The following is a 14235-nucleotide window of genomic DNA, read 5'->3' on the forward strand; positions in this document are numbered from 1 at the left end:
GGCCACTGACGCTATCCGGATAGCAGCCGTTTTGGGAAATGACGCATAAAAAGATATAGCTTTCGGGTTAAAGGCACCGGGACGTAGCTGCTAACCAGGTGCTAATTGATGGCCGGTACGTGAGCAGCACGCGAATCCGACAGTTTGATCCTTGGAACTGGTGACAGATACGCTGCTATCTTGGGTGTTCCCGCCCCCTCCAGATTCTCGGCGATGCGCGCCGGAAAACTAGTTAAGCCTCTGCCCCACCCCAATTGTGACTATTGCAGCACGCCCGCGACGCTCGTGCACGCCGGTGACGATGCCTACCCTTACCGCGACGATCACGGTCCGTTGTGGCTTTGCGCGGACTGCCAGGCGTGGGCCGGCGTTTTTCCCGCAGCACCCGCCACGTACCGCTAGGCCGTCTCGCCGACGCCCGGCTGCGCGACCTAAAGTCGACGCTCCATGCGGCGCTCGAACCGTTGGTTGCCGCGAAGGTCCGGCGCGACGGCTGCAATGTGTTTGAGGCGCGCGCCAAAGCAATGAAATGGCTGGCCGCCGAAATCGGGGCGGATGCGGAGAAGTGCTCGATCCATACGCTCGGCGCGGACCAATGCGAGCGTGCGATCGCTGTCGTCGAGCATTTCCAGCGCGCTCGCACCGCTAGCCCTTCAGAACCGGCGTGGTAAGATCGTTAACACGGGCAGTCAATCAAACGGTTGCTATGTCTCGCACCTTTCCCTTCCAGCGCTCCGCTCAAGCGGCTCGTGCGCGCCTGACCAAGGCGCAACTACTCCCTATCCCACGTGCCGTCGCCGATGACCTCGCGCTTCGTGCCCACCTGTCGTTGGAAGCGATCCGCGGCGCCTGCGACCACATCGGCCCCGCGCAGCACATCACCGAAGTCGTGTTGCTCGGCAAGTTCCTCAGTGAGGCTGGCCACGGTGATTTTTCGCACGAGTCGCTGCTCGCGGCAGACCGGGCAATGGCCGATGTGTTCGACGGTGGCCGGAAGACCGGAACGTGGCAGGTGCCGGCCGAGTCAGCCTTTGCGCTGCTGGCGGCGATCGTCAGCATGTACGACCGGCAACTGCATAGCGCAACGCTCGGCGCGTTGACTACCGCGAGCGACCGTTTGGAGAGGTTCAAAGGCGGCGAGGCATACCAGCCGCTGCAAAAACGCCGCGCCCGAACGCCGCGCGCGGACGAAAAAAAAGCCCGGCATGCCGGGCTTTCGTTCTTCAGGGAATGCCCGGCCGATGCCGGGTTCTAACAAATCACCTCCATCGTCTCGCCAAACGGCGCCTTGCGAGCGCGCGTCAGAGGGGTCGTCGATGCCCACAGCACCGGGTAGTGCGGCGCGACGGTCGGAAAGCGCCCCACCATATCTGTCAGATAGACCAGAAAGGCGGGGTTCATGCCGTCGTCCGCGACCCGGTTGAACGGGTCGACGAACGCCGTTCCGCCGCCACCACGCACAGGCTTGATCTCCGGCGAGTCGCCTCGCTCGAAGATCTGCACCTGCGTGACGCGCGTGTCGCAATCCATCACGACCAGGCGCGCGGGCTTCAACGAGTGGAAAACCGCGAGGATCTCCGCGTCGAACTGCGCCTGCGTCTCGTCGAACACCGAACCGCTGGAGTCACGCACGAAGACCGCATCGCCGATCGCCGGTGTATGCAACGACGGCAAATAGAAGCCGAGATGCAGATACCGCCGATTCGGCGTCGCGAAGCTGTAGTCCGACGGCGACGACTGCTGCGCGAAGCGATGCAGCACAGATCGCCAGTCCACGACGGGCCGCACCGCTTCGCCCGCCATCGCCTGCAGATCACCGGGGAGCTTGCCGCGCATCGCGGCCGCTTTCGCGGCTTGCGTGACGGCAACCTTCCACTCCGCCTCCTTTACCGGCTTGTCCGGCCCTTTGTAGGGCCGCACTTCACCGAATGAGCCGGGTTTCGCTTGCTGATCGGCGGGCGCCTGCCCCGGCGCGGTGCCGTTCTGGCCACCGGGCTTCGGAGCCTGCTTGCCGTTCGGCTGCTGCGGATCTTGCGGACTCGGCTGCGGCCGCTGCGGCTGCTGCTGGTTCTGCGGCTGCTGTTGATGCTGCTGCGAAGGCCGTTGCTGCTTTTCCTTCGCCTCCTGCGTCAGCAAACCGTAGATCTCCTCCGCCGACTTGCCCGTATAGCGCGGATCGACGAGCGCCCCTTTCGGCAGAACCATCCCCGACGACAGCACGATCGGGTTGATCGCGTAGTCGCAGGCATCGTTCCATCGGTCGGGATCGCGCGCCCCCTGGCGCCAGCAGTGGCCATTGGCCACGTGCAGCACCTCGTGGGCGACGACACCCCGTACTTCGAGGTCGCTGAGCGTTTCCATATACGTTGGGTTGTAGCCCAACGTCTCGCCGTCGACCCAAAACGTCTTGGTCGACGGATCCTCTCGGACGTTCAATCGGAGCGCGAGCGCCCCGAAGAACGGTTGCGAAAGAACGAGCTCGGTCCGCTGCCGGGCAATGCGCGGATGGACCGCGCTATTGCCCAACACCACATCATTGCGGTCCATGACGTCCCCTTACGCGACGAGGCGCAGTTGGCTTGCGTGCGCCGATTCAACTTCCATCGGCTCGGGCTGCATGCCCATGAACGCGGCCATCAGCCCTTCGATCTCCTGTGCCTTGCTGGCCACCTGAGAACGAAGCACGCGCGAGTCCTTCAGTTCCGCTCCCGTGTGCACAGCCAGATGCGTCTTGGCCTGCTCGAGGATGTGCGTGAGCTGCGGGTCGTTCGCGAAGTTCAGCTTCGGCAGCAAGGCGCAGAGTTCCCGCACGTTGTTGGCGACGTCCAGTCGGACGTTGCCGGTCGCGTACAGCCGATTGGCCATCTGCGACACGGCTTCGTACAGACGCCGCACCAGGTCCTCGTTCGCGGTCGCGATCGAGGCCAGAACGTGCTGGTCCAGTTCGCTCTTGAGCGTGTTGAGCACGTTCGCCGGAAGCTCGACGCCGAACTGGCTCGCGTCGGGAAACGGCAGAACGGCCATCTTCACGCCGAACTTCGTGGTCAGCTCAGCGAGGGTCGGATAGTCCGCCTCGTTGAACAGCCCATTCAGTTCTTCGCGAGCCGCCTCCTTCAGGTTCAGGTAGTCGGTCAAGAACACGGAGACCGCCAAGTCGAACTCGTCTTTCAACGAGCGCATCTTTTCGGCGAAGTCCATGTAGACCATCGTCGGCAGCAGCCGCACGCCCAACTGGTCGTACTTCAGCGTGTGGTCGTAGAAGTACGAGCGGATGCGCCCGGCGAGCGTCACGACTTCCGCGAAGCTCGGCGCGTGCTCGGGCAAAAGGCGTTTGTTGAATCTGCCAATGCCCTTCGCGTGGTGCTTGCTTTCGACTTCCTGCGTCACCTTGCCGTCGAAACGACGAGCAACCCAGGTGGAAATCGTGACGGAGCAGAGCATGACCTTCGATTGGATGGAAGTGATGTCCATGAGAAAACCTCGTAGAAATGGAATGGATGAAGCAAAGAAAAAGGCCCTGTGCGTCCGAAGACACGACAGGGCCAACAGGGGTGATGCGTGAAAAACGCAGAGTGCTTGGTTACTCGCCGCGGATGATCTTGCCGATCTCCCCGCCTTGCGCGCCAATGAAGGCATACGAGTTCTGGATCTGCGGCGAGCGCTGGACAGCGTCTCGTACCAGCAGCGCCGCGAACTCGCGGTGCCCTTCACCAATCAGACGCTCGGTGTAGCGCACGACGCGATCGAAGTTGTTTTCGTTCGCTCGTGCCGCAAGCGCGGCCGCGATCGCGTACAACGCCGCCGGCATCGTCGGAGTCATCGCCGTGTCAGGCGCGAGAAGAATCGCGTCCGGATTCGGCAGTTCGCGGAAGATCTGGAGGAAGCCAACAAGCTCGGTTGCGGCACCCTCTCCCACCGAACCGGCGTAGGAGATGTGCTCCAGGTGCTTGGGGACTACATCCATGGTTTTCGCCACGACCCCCCAGCTACGCGGGCTCGGTGCGTTTTCGATATCGCGCGACGTCTTCTGCACGGACAGCAAGTCCGGCCGGAAGCGCAGGAACGCGATGAGCGCGGGCGGAATGTTTTCGCGCACGGCCCACTGCGTCCAGTCGTCGATGGTCGGTTCGAGCTCGACCACCGTCGCGAAACGCGAGATCACCGGATCGAGAATCCCGGAGACACCGGCGTTGTCGGTGCGGCGGTTGGTGGCCGCGAGGAACGTGACCTGCGGTGGCAGGACGTGCTCACCGACGCGCCGCGCGAGCAGCAGCTGCATCTTCGCGGCTTGCACGGCGGGCGAGGCCTGCCCCAGATCGTCCAGAAACCAGATTAGCGGGCGTCTGGCCGTCATAGCGCGTTCCAGATCCCCGAAGGGCAGGAATTTCGCGGTCGTGCCATCGGGCGAAGGAAACGGCAACCCTTTCGAGTCGGTCGGATCCTCTACGACCGGGTGGCTGATTAGCAGTTCGTGATCAGTGGCGTGCGCGGTCTGTTCAACGATGTCGCTCTTGCCGATGCCAGGGCGGCCAGTGATGAGCACCGGCAGACGCTTCGGCACGTACAGCGAGAGGAGTTCGGTGAGTTGAGCGGGCGTGACTTTCATGATGGCTTCCAAAAAGAAGCCCCATAAAGACTACGCCCGTAGGGACGTGGTCCCTTAGGGGCAAAATATAAAAAAGCCGGCTCGTAGCCGGCTGGGTCGATGCGTCAGTGACGCGGGTGATAGATGCAGTGTAGGGTTCTGGCAATGTGCCAATCCATGGAAAGGTCACTATTTCATGGCGCCTTAAGCTTCGGCGCTGGCACGATCGGCGAAAAAAAACCCGGCAAAGCCGGGTTTGTCGAAATTGAATTAGCTCGCGCGCTGTTCGAGCGCCACGCGCGCGTAGGCGAGCGTACCGTCGTTTGCACGAAGCGATACCTGCAACTGCCGCACAGGATCTGCGAGCGCGTAGCGCACGCTCGTCCCCTGCCGCAGGCTGACGATCTGCGAGAAGCCGTCGGCGATCGTGCGATCTACCCACTCCGCACCGGTCAGCACCGCGCCGTCTTCCGCACGAACGCGCGACATCTCAGCCGCTTCGCGAGCGCGAGCGACCTCGCGGGCGACGCGCCTCGCCTCACGTTGGGAAACCGACAACGCCTCCCACTCTGCTTGCTGCGCGGCGTCCATACCTGCCAGTTGAAAAATGCCCCGGCGCCGAGCCGCGGCGCGAACGCCGATGAGCTTGATCCCGAACACCTCGCGCACCGCTTGCTTGCTCGCGCGGTTCGCATCGTCGGGCCGGTCCAGGATACCGAGGAGATAGGACATGTCGGCCGTCTGCACTGCCTTCGCAAACTCGTTGGCGAAAGTGTGCGTGTGCCTGCCGTGATCGAGAATGGCCAGTTGCGAGTCGAGTTGGAAGCGGCGGGCGCTGATGCTGCCCGACTTCCGCGCCTTCTCGAGTTCCGCTAGCCGTCTATCGCGCGCGCCATCGGCGAGCGTCCGCCGGAGTACTTCCGCGAACTGACAGATCGGCGAGCCGACGTCGACGGGCTTCAGGTACGCCTCAGGCAAGGGATGCGCTTCCAGAATGCCCTTCGCGTACAGCAAGTCGTCAACTTCGACCGTCGTTGGCGAATTTGGCACGAGACCCATCAGCATCGCGAGCAACGCGGCATTGTCGCCGGTGATCGCCTCCTTCGAATTGCGCATCACCGTTGCCAGCGGCACGAGCTTCGCGAGCGGCAGCGCCCCACGCAACTCCGGCACCGCGAGAAGCGGCTTGGCCCATTGCAAGTCGGAGTCGAACTTCGACAACGAACCATAGTCATCGATCACCGCCTGCGGAACAGGCTTGCCCGCAGCGAGCGCGTAGGCGACATGAACCTCGTGCCGACCATTGCTCTGCCGGTTGTCCAACATCGGGCCTGCGTAGCGGAAGCCGAACCGGCGTTGCGATTCGTCTTGCAGCAGCTCGAACAGGTCCAGCCCGCGACGGCCACTCTTAGCTGCTGCCTCTTCGTTGGCTTGCGCGATCTGATCCGAGGAGAACAAATACAGCGGCTCCCGTGCCAGATCAAAAGCCAGATAGAGCAGTTGCCAGTGCTCGCGCCGGATTTGCCACGCTTCGAGCGCGGTGAACGATGGTCTGAAGTAAGCCGCGTCGATCTCGTCGATCAACGACAGGAAGAGGCTTGTCGCCGTCCCGGGCCGACGAACAGTCAGTGTGCCGTTGTAGCGAGTAACGGATACGGGGTGACTGAAGAACGTGAGCGCGATCTCTGCCGCATCGACTGCTGCGACGCTCGCGTCGTCTCGCAGGAAACGGAGCACTTCAAGCATCGTACGGAAGGAGTGAGCGAAGCCCGAGAAGGAAAGCTGATACATGGTGGATTGCCTCGAAAAAATTGACGGGCAATCGTTCCCTGTCGGGTCGATGCCCGGCAAGGGTTAAGTGCGCCGGATGGGCGCAGGATAGAGTTGAGAAGCTATTACGCCGCGTCGAGTAAGCGGGCGATCAAACGCGCGAGCGACCACGCGTGGTCAGTCGAAAACACCTTCGCGCGAAGCAACGGCATGATCGCGTAGGTCCGGTCGAGCGAGTCGCTAAGTTGCGGCCGGCTGACGAAGTCCACATGGATGATCCAGCCTTCAGAGTTGCCGATGCACACCGACACGGAAATCCAGGCATTTGACGAGTGGTAAGGCCACGGTCGGTTGTGGCGTGCTCCGTACATCGCCTCGTTGGCATCGTCCTGCATGTTCGCGGGACAGAGCCATTCCGGTTCGAGTTCCTTGCCACGTAGAAAGCTGCACAGAGCCTGAAAAACCTGATCGACCGTCTTGCCGTCGGTGTCCAGCCGGGCGACTGACTTGATATCGACCGTACCAGCGGCGGTAACACTGCCCGGCAGCACATCCGTGTTTGCTAATGACATAACCTGTTCCTGAAAATGAAAAGCGCGCCCGAAGGCGCGCCAGAAAAGGAAAACGGGTAAAAAAAAACGCACCTCGAAAGGTGCGGTTTTGTATTTGGACTCAGCTTGCGCTGCGTCGAATCACTTGCCCCAATCGCGTTCGCGATCGGCTTTGCGGCCGTTGTTGGAGGTCCAGATGAAGAAAGCCGAAATGACAATCGACATCGCCAAAACGAAGATTCCTGTGGACATGTTCATTCTCCTTCCATGCTCCAAATTCCTGCGTACCATAATAGCACTCCCGCGACAGCCAGAAATCCCGGCAGCACGAATGCGTCCCACCCCTGCCCAAGCGCGGCATGCCATGACGCGGCGGCACCGCCAATCGACGCCGCCGAAAGCGTATGCAGATAGCGCCCATTCTGCTCGCGCTGTTCTTTGGACGGCACGGCTATTGAGTGAAGGATTTTCCCGAATCCGGTGCCATGTTCTACCGGCATCGAGACGCTGTACTCCCCACTAGCAGCAGCTACCGGCAACACATAGCCCTTGTACTGGAGACTAAACGATGGAGAACATTCCGCCTGCTCCATCGTTTTCATGAGCCCCAGTACCCGCGGAGCCAAATAGACACGCCCCGTGAGAGGGTCGAGGCCAACGCGGTCCACGATGGTCGTACCGGAGCTGTATTCGATTTTCACCTTCGCCAGCTTCATCGACGACCTCCGCACTTCAGATCGATGCCGCCGGCCAACCGCAGGCCATCCAGCATCGCTCGATAGCCCGCGGGCGATTCGAGTTGGGTCAGGGCGACGTGGTTCTCGCCACCGCCGGTCAGGTCCGACCGCCCGCGCCGGGTTCTGAAGCACAGCGCGACACCGGAACCACCTCGACGCTCGAGCACGTCGACAAACAACGTCTCGGTCCGCAACGACACCCGTACCGCAGAACTGCCGCGACGCGTATCGGTGACGATCTCGTGCGCATGCGCCGGAAGACGCAAGTCCTGCGCGACGCGTCGCAGAACGCGCGTCGCATGACGTTGCAGAGCCGCTTTCGCGCCTGCATTGGCACTACTGCGGTCCGCATAGAACACTCGGGGAAATTTCATGATTGCCTCACATTGCAGACGAGGCAGGTCCCCTGCGGGGAGCCTGCCCCGCAAGGGTTGGCGCGGTTTTCACCGCGCATTCAGAAGATGCGTACTGCGATGCCCGGTTAGAGGAATCGCGCCTTGTAAGCGTCGAGCGCAGGCTTCAAGCGTTTGGAGCTCGCGTCGCCGTAACCGTCGCTGATCCGCCCGACCTCGGCGAACATATGCGGCCGCGCGCCCAACGGATTGAACTCAGGGTGAGACACGATCGCCGTGAACTCGTCAACGTCGCCTGCTTGCGCAGCGACTTCCACCGGACGCATCCCGTAGAAGTTCTTGCCGTTGACATCGTTGGTCGAAGCGTCCCAGCCGCTGGTCTGGCCGTGGGTGATCAACTGATAGTGGTTCATTGATGGTTCATCCAGTCGGTCGAGGCGTTGCCGCCAGTTAGTGAGTGATCCGGTAGCCGGACCCATTCGAGACGAGAAACACCTGCTGACCAACAGCGAACTGCTGATCGTCGACCTGTGTAACGACCACGGTCTGACCGTTGGCGCGACGAAGGAAGACTTCGACACCGCTGTGGCGAGACATAGCGGCGCTTACGCGCTGAGCCACCAAGCCGGAGACGGAGCCGGAAAGCGCGCCGGCAATATAGCGGCCGCTACCGTTGCCGATGACTTGCGAGCCCAGGAAGGCACCTGCTGCTGCGCTGACGATCGATGCAATGCCCGACGAGCCAGAATTGCTTTCGATGGTGATCGGACGCACGCGCAGGATGGTTGCCTGCTCGAACTGGCCGATGCGTTGAACGTCGTAGCGTTGGTAGGTATCCGGCGAGCCGAAGTCCGCCGTGGCGCAGCCAGTCAGAACCGAAAGAAGCAACACGGAGCAGAGAAACTTGAACATAGATCACCTGAAATGAAAGCAAGGCAATCCATTCCCGAAGGGGCTGGTTTGCCCCAAAGGGAGGAGAAACGGGAAATACGCAGCGAAAAGCTACGTGAGTCAGTGGGTGACCGAGGCGATTGCCGTCGAGACATACACAACGGCCACGAGAAACGACAGCATCTTCCAGGCTTCGGCGTCCTGCTTGGCGTACCAGGCGAGGCTGCTGAGAGCGTGTTTGAGCATCGGAAACATGGGCAACTCCTGAGGAAGGTAGGAGCCGCCCTCGATGGGAGGCTCCCATCAAGGAAAGATTTGGACCTGAAGAAACGGCGTCCAGCGAACTGCACTGGACGCGTCATTTACGAAGACCTACGAGGCGGTATGGCTGAGGTGATGCAGTCTGACACGACCGCTTTGCACCAGATGCCGTTCGGCTTGATGGTTGAGCGAATAGTCCCAATCCACCATTGCCGTGCCGTCGCTCCACACCGAATGAATGCGTCCGGTGTAAAGCTGCGGCGGGCTGGCCTCGACGTCTTGACCGACCACACGCTGATTCGCCATGAAACCGTTCTTGCTGGAAACTTTGACGACAGGTGCGAGATTGCGAGACATAGACAACTCCAAAAAAATAATGGGAGCTGTCTCCCGGAGGGATAGGCTCCCAACGGGACGAAAAAAGGCGACCCAACAAGGGTCGCCAGAAGATTGCCGTCATAGACGGCTGGAGAGAAGCTGGTCCTCCAGCACGCTGGAGGGGTAGGTCGATGCGCTAAAGCGCGGGGAATGGAGCCAGTCTACGGAGTCAGCCGCGAGGTCGGCATTGGAAAGCTCAAGGATTCGCTATGCCTTTCGCTCGAAACGAAGACGAACAGCTTTCGGACGGTGACTAACCTCGCGACGAATGCCACGAGCGGCACCGCACGCACGAAGCCGGGACGAAAAAAAGCGCCTGCTCCGTTGCTGGAGCGGCGCTTGAAAGTCCGTCGCAAATCCGAGGGCCGTCGACGAACCTGAGAGAGTCGCCATTCTAGCCATCGACGCCAGAGCCAATGCGTTGAAAAGACCGCTAAAAACACTTCGATTCGAAAAGAAACGACACCGTCCCAACGACAAGAAGCGCACGAACTGACGCGATGGCGGCGCCGTCGACAAAAGCACAAGGGATAACGGTGTTGGATCTGCCGTTCGGGGCTAAAGAAAAAGCCACCCAGGGATATGCCCTGGGTGGCCTCAGTTTTGTTTTTGTATGGTCTGGTCTCTCAGCACCCTTATCAGCGGGTATAGGCAATATAGACTGACAAATAGGAACAAACTGTTGGATACGTCACGTTTGTGTTCTCTCCACCCGGATCGGCCGGGTCAAAACTCGACGACAGCCTTTTGTGAGCGGGCTTTTTCTTGCGCATCGCGGCTTACCGACTAAGCTATAACTGCGTGTTCTCTTGGCTGTGGGCGCGCGTTGTTGTAGATCACATCCGTTAGCCCGCTTTCGTTCGCCGCGATGCGGGCTTTCTTTCGGTAGCTCCTCTGAGCCCCGCCCAGCTTGACTTTGCCCTGTAGCTGCGAAGATGAATCATCTACCTCGATTCTTCTTCGACCATGCTCCAGACCATCGACCTGTCCTCGCTTCGCACCCGTTCAAACGCCTACGCTCCAGCGCCTGCACGCAACGTCGCACTCACGCCCGAGGTGTCGGCGCTCCTCGCAACCGATGCTGTCGTCGCTATCGGAGTGAGCGGCGGCAAGGACAGCGTCGCCTGTGCGCTCGCCGTCGCCCGGCATCTCGACGCCATCGGCCACACCGGTCCGCGCATCCTAGTCCATTCCGACCTCGGCCGGGTCGAGTGGAAGGACAGCGGCCCGGCATGTGAGCGGCTTGCCGCCCACCTCGGCTGGGAACTGCTGACCGTCCGTCGGCAAGCAGGCGACATGCTGGCTAGATGGGAGAAGCGATGGTCAAACAACGTAGAGCGATACCGCGATCTCTCGTGCGTGCGGCTGATCCTACCTTGGAGCACGCCCGCTCTCAGGTTTTGCACGTCAGACCTGAAGCGTGGGCCCATAAATAGCGCGTTGAACAGGCGCTTTCCGACGCACAACATCGTGAATGTGACCGGCGTGCGCCGGCAGGAAAGTACCGCTCGCAGCAAGATGCCGGTATCGGCACCGCTCGATCCGCTATCGACCAAGGGGCGGACGAGCGCGACATGGAACGCGATCATCGAATGGACCGTTGACGAGGTCTTCACTGAGATTGCTGCGGCCGGACTGGCGCTGCACGAGGCGTACACGGTGTACGGTGCGTCGCGCGTCTCGTGCGCCTACTGCATCATGAGTTCGTTGGACGACCTGCGCGCAGCGGCAAGCTGCGCTGACAACCACGACGTGTACCGCGAGATGGTGCGGCTCGAGGCGGAATCGACCTTCGCCTTCCAGGGGCAGCGATGGCTAGCCGACGTCGCCCCTCACCTGCTGTCGCCGGAACTGGCGACCGCTGTCGCCAGCGCGAAGGCTGCGGCCATTCAGCGCCAAGCGATCGAGGCGGAAATCCCTGCCCATCTGCTGTTCACATCTGGCTGGCCGACCGTGCGTCCGACGCTCGACGAAGCCACGATGCTTGCGAGCGTGCGTTCGCGCGTAGCGGCGTTGGTCGGCATCGACGTACTATGCACCGACGCCCAGTCCGTGCTCGCGCGGTACGATGAACTGCTGGCAAAAAATTCCAGTTCGACATCCGCCCTACCCGTTCAGCCGCATCAGGCTTCCTTCATGTTCTAGACAACCTGCGCGGCGTACGCTATCGAGATCGCAAACGTGCTTCAAGTACACTTTGCGGCTACACAACGGTCGCGCAAAGGTGCTGCCCATGGAAATGGACGAACCTTCGGAAGTTATTTCCGTCCGTCATGAAGACGGCGGCTGGGTCTGGTCCATTTCCTCATCGGATCTGTTCCAGCACAGCATGAAACTTCTTCGCCAGTCGACGCACGCTTTTCTCACGTACGAGGAAGCACGCCGCGACGCCGAACTCGCTTTGGAGCAGTTGCGCGAAGGTCACTGACTGAGCCACCGTTGGGAACGGGCATTGCGTGACGTCAGTAAACAGTCTGAGGTTCGCGTCCGTGCCCGCCGCTCCGTCGATACCGCCGCTTTGGACCACCCGCGTATTTTCGTCGGTGAATCCGCCCGTTTGCGTTTTGATCATAGACGACGATCACGACCTCGCGGATGCCCTGCTAGCCGTCCTGGAAGCAGAGGGATTCGAGGCTCGGACCGCCGACTGTCCTGCATGTCTCAGGCTTATCGGCATCTGGATTCCGGACATCGTCGTCGTCGACATCGAGATGCCGATCCGGAATGGGTTTGAAGTTGCCCGCGCGATCAGGCAAGTCGCGCATATGCGTCTGGTCCCCATCATCGCCCACACCTCTCTCGCTGAAGAGGACGTCGTCAGAGAGGGCCTCGCCGCCGGCATGGATGCCTATTGCAGCAAGAGCGACGGTCCGACCATGCTCTTAGCCCTGCTTCGTCGCGTCGCGCGGGTTTCGCTCGATCCATAAAAAAACGCCACGTCCCCGAAAGTCCGGAGCGTGGCGCTGGTCACAAAATTAGGCGAGACAAAGCGAAAGCTGGGCGTCTGCTGCGAGGAACGAAGGGTCCGGCTCCGCGCCCGCGCGCTTCTCGAGCACGTCCCAATGCACCTGAGTATCGAGCAGAGTACCGAGCCCATATAGCAGCTGATCGGTGTTCTCCCGATGCAGTAAGTCGCCGAAGGCAAAGCTGAAGACCTCAGGGGCAGCTTCACCGGTGGGAACGACCCCAAGCTTTTGCGCGAGCTCGTCAGCCCGTCGTTGCCGGTATTCATCGACTCCTTCCGGCGACCGCGTCACGGTGATTCGGCTCGCGGACGGCACGTCAGCAGCATCGCGCAGCGCGGCGCGGAACAGTGGGATCGCTTTCTTCGCGAATCCCGGCGCCTCCATTTCGATCGGGTATGCGACCTCCGTGATGAACGATCCGACCGCGTTGTATTGCCATCCGGCATGCCGCCACGGCGCGCAACCGAGGGCAACCAACCGATTCTCCCCGTCGATCGCATGGCATCGGATCTGAGGCATGCGGTCCATTGCCGTCTTTGATGGCGAAGGCGCGGGGACATCCACTTGCAACGTTCCGCAATCCCGCTCGTTCAAAACGCGCCAGACGCTCAACGGTCCGTCACTGCCGTAGATCGACAGCAGCAATCCGATGTCTGCATGCAGCGAAACCGACACCTTGCCGCGCTCCAGTTGGTCAGCGCGATCTTCAAAGCCAGCGCGGACGAGCGTCCGACGCAAGTCCTCGAACATCGATTCGGGAATCGGCGAATACGCCGACGACACCGAAAGTTCAATCTGTCGATCGCGAAGCAGCGATGGCCTGGCTAGCTCGCGGCGGAAACTTTCAATGAAGTTTTCCGGCTTTATCCGCCCGGCCCGGCTTCTGAGCGTGCCGCTTTCGCAGTTCGAGGCATGAGAAAACACACGTCGCATCACCTGCGCGTAGTTGCCAAGTGCGAACGCGCACCAACGATCGATGTGCGGGCTGACGTTCGACTCAAACGTCCGCATGAACAACGCGTAAATCCACTCGCCGTCGGCTTGCTGAAACGCCGCTGCTCGCTTTCCGGTGAGAATTGTCGAACTCATATTTTTGCTCCAGTAGATAGCGGAGCAGCCCCGACGGGGCTGCGTGCCCGCCAGGGATATCGAGAAGAATAGTGCCGCTCATCTCTGAGCGGCAGTTAAACGCTCAAGACGCGCGGGTCAATGCGCGCGTCGCATGCCAGCGAAACCCACAAATGCCTGCAATCCAGTCAGGTTCACGCTCATCCAGACCAGAAAGGCGCCACCAAAAAGCGCACCGTCCAGGCCGAAAGCCGCGCACACGCCGAAGACCGATGCGCAGACAGTCGCCATGCTTGGAATAAGGTGCCAAGTGACAGCCCAACTTGCCGCGTCGACCACCCAACCGCGGTGGAATCCGCTGCTCCTGCGCTCTGCCACCACTTCAGCAATGAGCAACACTGCGAGGAGCGACAGCGCGGCCAGCAACGACCAACCGAGCCGCGACGCTTCATGTTCAACCAGATGGAACGCGTCATTTAGCACAGCCCCGGCCCATCCGGTCGGAGAGAGCCGTTGGCACGCCCAGTTAGCCAGGAAGGCGACCAATGCGAAAGCGCGTTTTCTCCAGATTGCGGCCACAACAGTACGGACAGCATCGAGGAGGATTTGAAGCCCAAAATTCATAGACAATCCTTGAAGGAAAGAGGTTAAGTGCCCGTGGTCCGAGCATGAGGT

At 61.1% G+C, this 14235-nt stretch carries 17 protein-coding genes and 1 pseudogene; 5 read left to right on the forward strand and 13 right to left on the reverse strand.

All coding sequences use genetic code 11. From position 1 onward, the window contains the following. The first annotated feature begins 213 nt into the window (after positions 1–213). Both NK8_RS42365 and NK8_RS42370 read left to right on the forward strand, forming a co-directional pair. Positions 214–671: pseudogene (locus NK8_RS42365) on the forward strand (zinc-finger-containing protein). A gap of 35 nt (positions 672–706) precedes the next feature. After that, positions 707–1255, forward strand: coding sequence for a hypothetical protein (locus NK8_RS42370; RefSeq protein WP_225936699.1), 549 nt, complete (start codon positions 707–709; stop codon positions 1253–1255). On the opposite strand, the gene NK8_RS42375 is transcribed toward NK8_RS42370, so the two are convergent. The 11 genes from NK8_RS42375 to NK8_RS42420 all read right to left on the reverse strand — a co-directional run bounded on the left by NK8_RS42375 (position 1252) and on the right by NK8_RS42420 (position 9505). Then, positions 1252–2547, reverse strand: a complete 1296-nt coding sequence (locus NK8_RS42375; RefSeq protein ID WP_213234600.1) for a VWA-like domain-containing protein — start codon at positions 2545–2547, stop codon at positions 1252–1254. The genes NK8_RS42370 and NK8_RS42375 overlap by 4 nt on opposite strands. A 9-nt stretch (positions 2548–2556) precedes the next feature. Beyond that, positions 2557–3471, reverse strand: coding sequence for a hypothetical protein (locus tag NK8_RS42380; RefSeq protein ID WP_213234601.1), 915 nt, complete (start codon positions 3469–3471; stop codon positions 2557–2559). 109 nt (positions 3472–3580) lie between these two features. After that, a complete protein-coding gene (locus tag NK8_RS42385; protein ID WP_213234602.1) occupies positions 3581–4606 on the reverse strand; it encodes an ATP-binding protein in 1026 nt (341 codons plus the stop codon). 249 nt (positions 4607–4855) lie between these two features. Then, entirely contained in the window at positions 4856–6376 is a 1521-nt protein-coding gene (locus tag NK8_RS42390) for a hypothetical protein (RefSeq protein WP_213234603.1), read from the reverse strand. Between the two features lie 104 nt (positions 6377–6480). Next, positions 6481–6999: a hypothetical protein gene (locus tag NK8_RS42395; RefSeq protein WP_213234604.1), complete on the reverse strand. Its 519-nt coding sequence runs from the start codon at positions 6997–6999 to the stop codon at positions 6481–6483. Between the two features lie 161 nt (positions 7000–7160). Beyond that, a complete protein-coding gene (locus tag NK8_RS42400) occupies positions 7161–7622 on the reverse strand; it encodes a hypothetical protein (RefSeq protein ID WP_213234605.1) in 462 nt (153 codons plus the stop codon). Continuing rightward, entirely contained in the window at positions 7619–8002 is a 384-nt protein-coding gene (locus NK8_RS42405) for a hypothetical protein (protein ID WP_225936700.1), read from the reverse strand. The genes NK8_RS42400 and NK8_RS42405 overlap by 4 nt, the downstream gene beginning before the upstream one ends. 122 nt (positions 8003–8124) lie before the next feature. Then, positions 8125–8409, reverse strand: coding sequence for a hypothetical protein (locus tag NK8_RS42410; RefSeq protein WP_213234607.1), 285 nt, complete (start codon positions 8407–8409; stop codon positions 8125–8127). Between the two features lie 37 nt (positions 8410–8446). Beyond that, on the reverse strand, positions 8447–8908 hold the full coding sequence (locus NK8_RS42415) for a glycine zipper 2TM domain-containing protein (RefSeq protein WP_213234608.1): 462 nt from the start codon (positions 8906–8908) through the stop codon (positions 8447–8449). 99 nt (positions 8909–9007) lie between these two features. Beyond that, positions 9008–9142: a hypothetical protein gene (locus tag NK8_RS43630; RefSeq protein ID WP_273655000.1), complete on the reverse strand. Its 135-nt coding sequence runs from the start codon at positions 9140–9142 to the stop codon at positions 9008–9010. Between the two features lie 117 nt (positions 9143–9259). After that, a complete protein-coding gene (locus NK8_RS42420) occupies positions 9260–9505 on the reverse strand; it encodes a hypothetical protein (RefSeq protein WP_213234609.1) in 246 nt (81 codons plus the stop codon). 987 nt (positions 9506–10492) lie between these two features. Between NK8_RS42420 and NK8_RS42425 the strand changes: the two genes are divergently transcribed. The 3 genes from NK8_RS42425 (at position 10493) to NK8_RS42435 (ending at position 12453) form a co-directional block, all read left to right on the forward strand. Then, the gene (locus tag NK8_RS42425) at positions 10493–11671 is read left to right on the forward strand and encodes a phosphoadenosine phosphosulfate reductase family protein (protein ID WP_213234610.1); all 1179 of its coding nucleotides are present in this window, start codon (positions 10493–10495) and stop codon (positions 11669–11671) included. An 88-nt stretch (positions 11672–11759) separates the two neighbouring features. Further along, entirely contained in the window at positions 11760–11954 is a 195-nt protein-coding gene (locus tag NK8_RS42430) for a hypothetical protein (protein ID WP_213234611.1), read from the forward strand. Between the two features lie 61 nt (positions 11955–12015). Beyond that, positions 12016–12453 carry a PleD family two-component system response regulator gene (locus tag NK8_RS42435; protein ID WP_213234612.1) on the forward strand — a complete coding sequence of 146 codons (438 nt, stop codon included), beginning with the start codon at positions 12016–12018 and terminating at the stop codon, positions 12451–12453. A 48-nt stretch (positions 12454–12501) separates the two neighbouring features. Here the strand turns inward: NK8_RS42435 and NK8_RS42440 are convergent, their stop codons facing one another. Together NK8_RS42440 and NK8_RS42445 are read right to left on the reverse strand one after the other, a co-directional pair. Then, a complete protein-coding gene (locus NK8_RS42440) occupies positions 12502–13581 on the reverse strand; it encodes a hypothetical protein (protein ID WP_213234613.1) in 1080 nt (359 codons plus the stop codon). A 117-nt stretch (positions 13582–13698) separates the two neighbouring features. Further along, positions 13699–14184, reverse strand: coding sequence for a hypothetical protein (locus NK8_RS42445; protein WP_213234614.1), 486 nt, complete (start codon positions 14182–14184; stop codon positions 13699–13701). Positions 14185–14235: the final 51 nt, after the last annotated feature.

The sequence above is a fragment of the Caballeronia sp. NK8 genome (assembly GCF_018408855.1).
GTDB lineage: Bacteria > Pseudomonadota > Gammaproteobacteria > Burkholderiales > Burkholderiaceae > Caballeronia.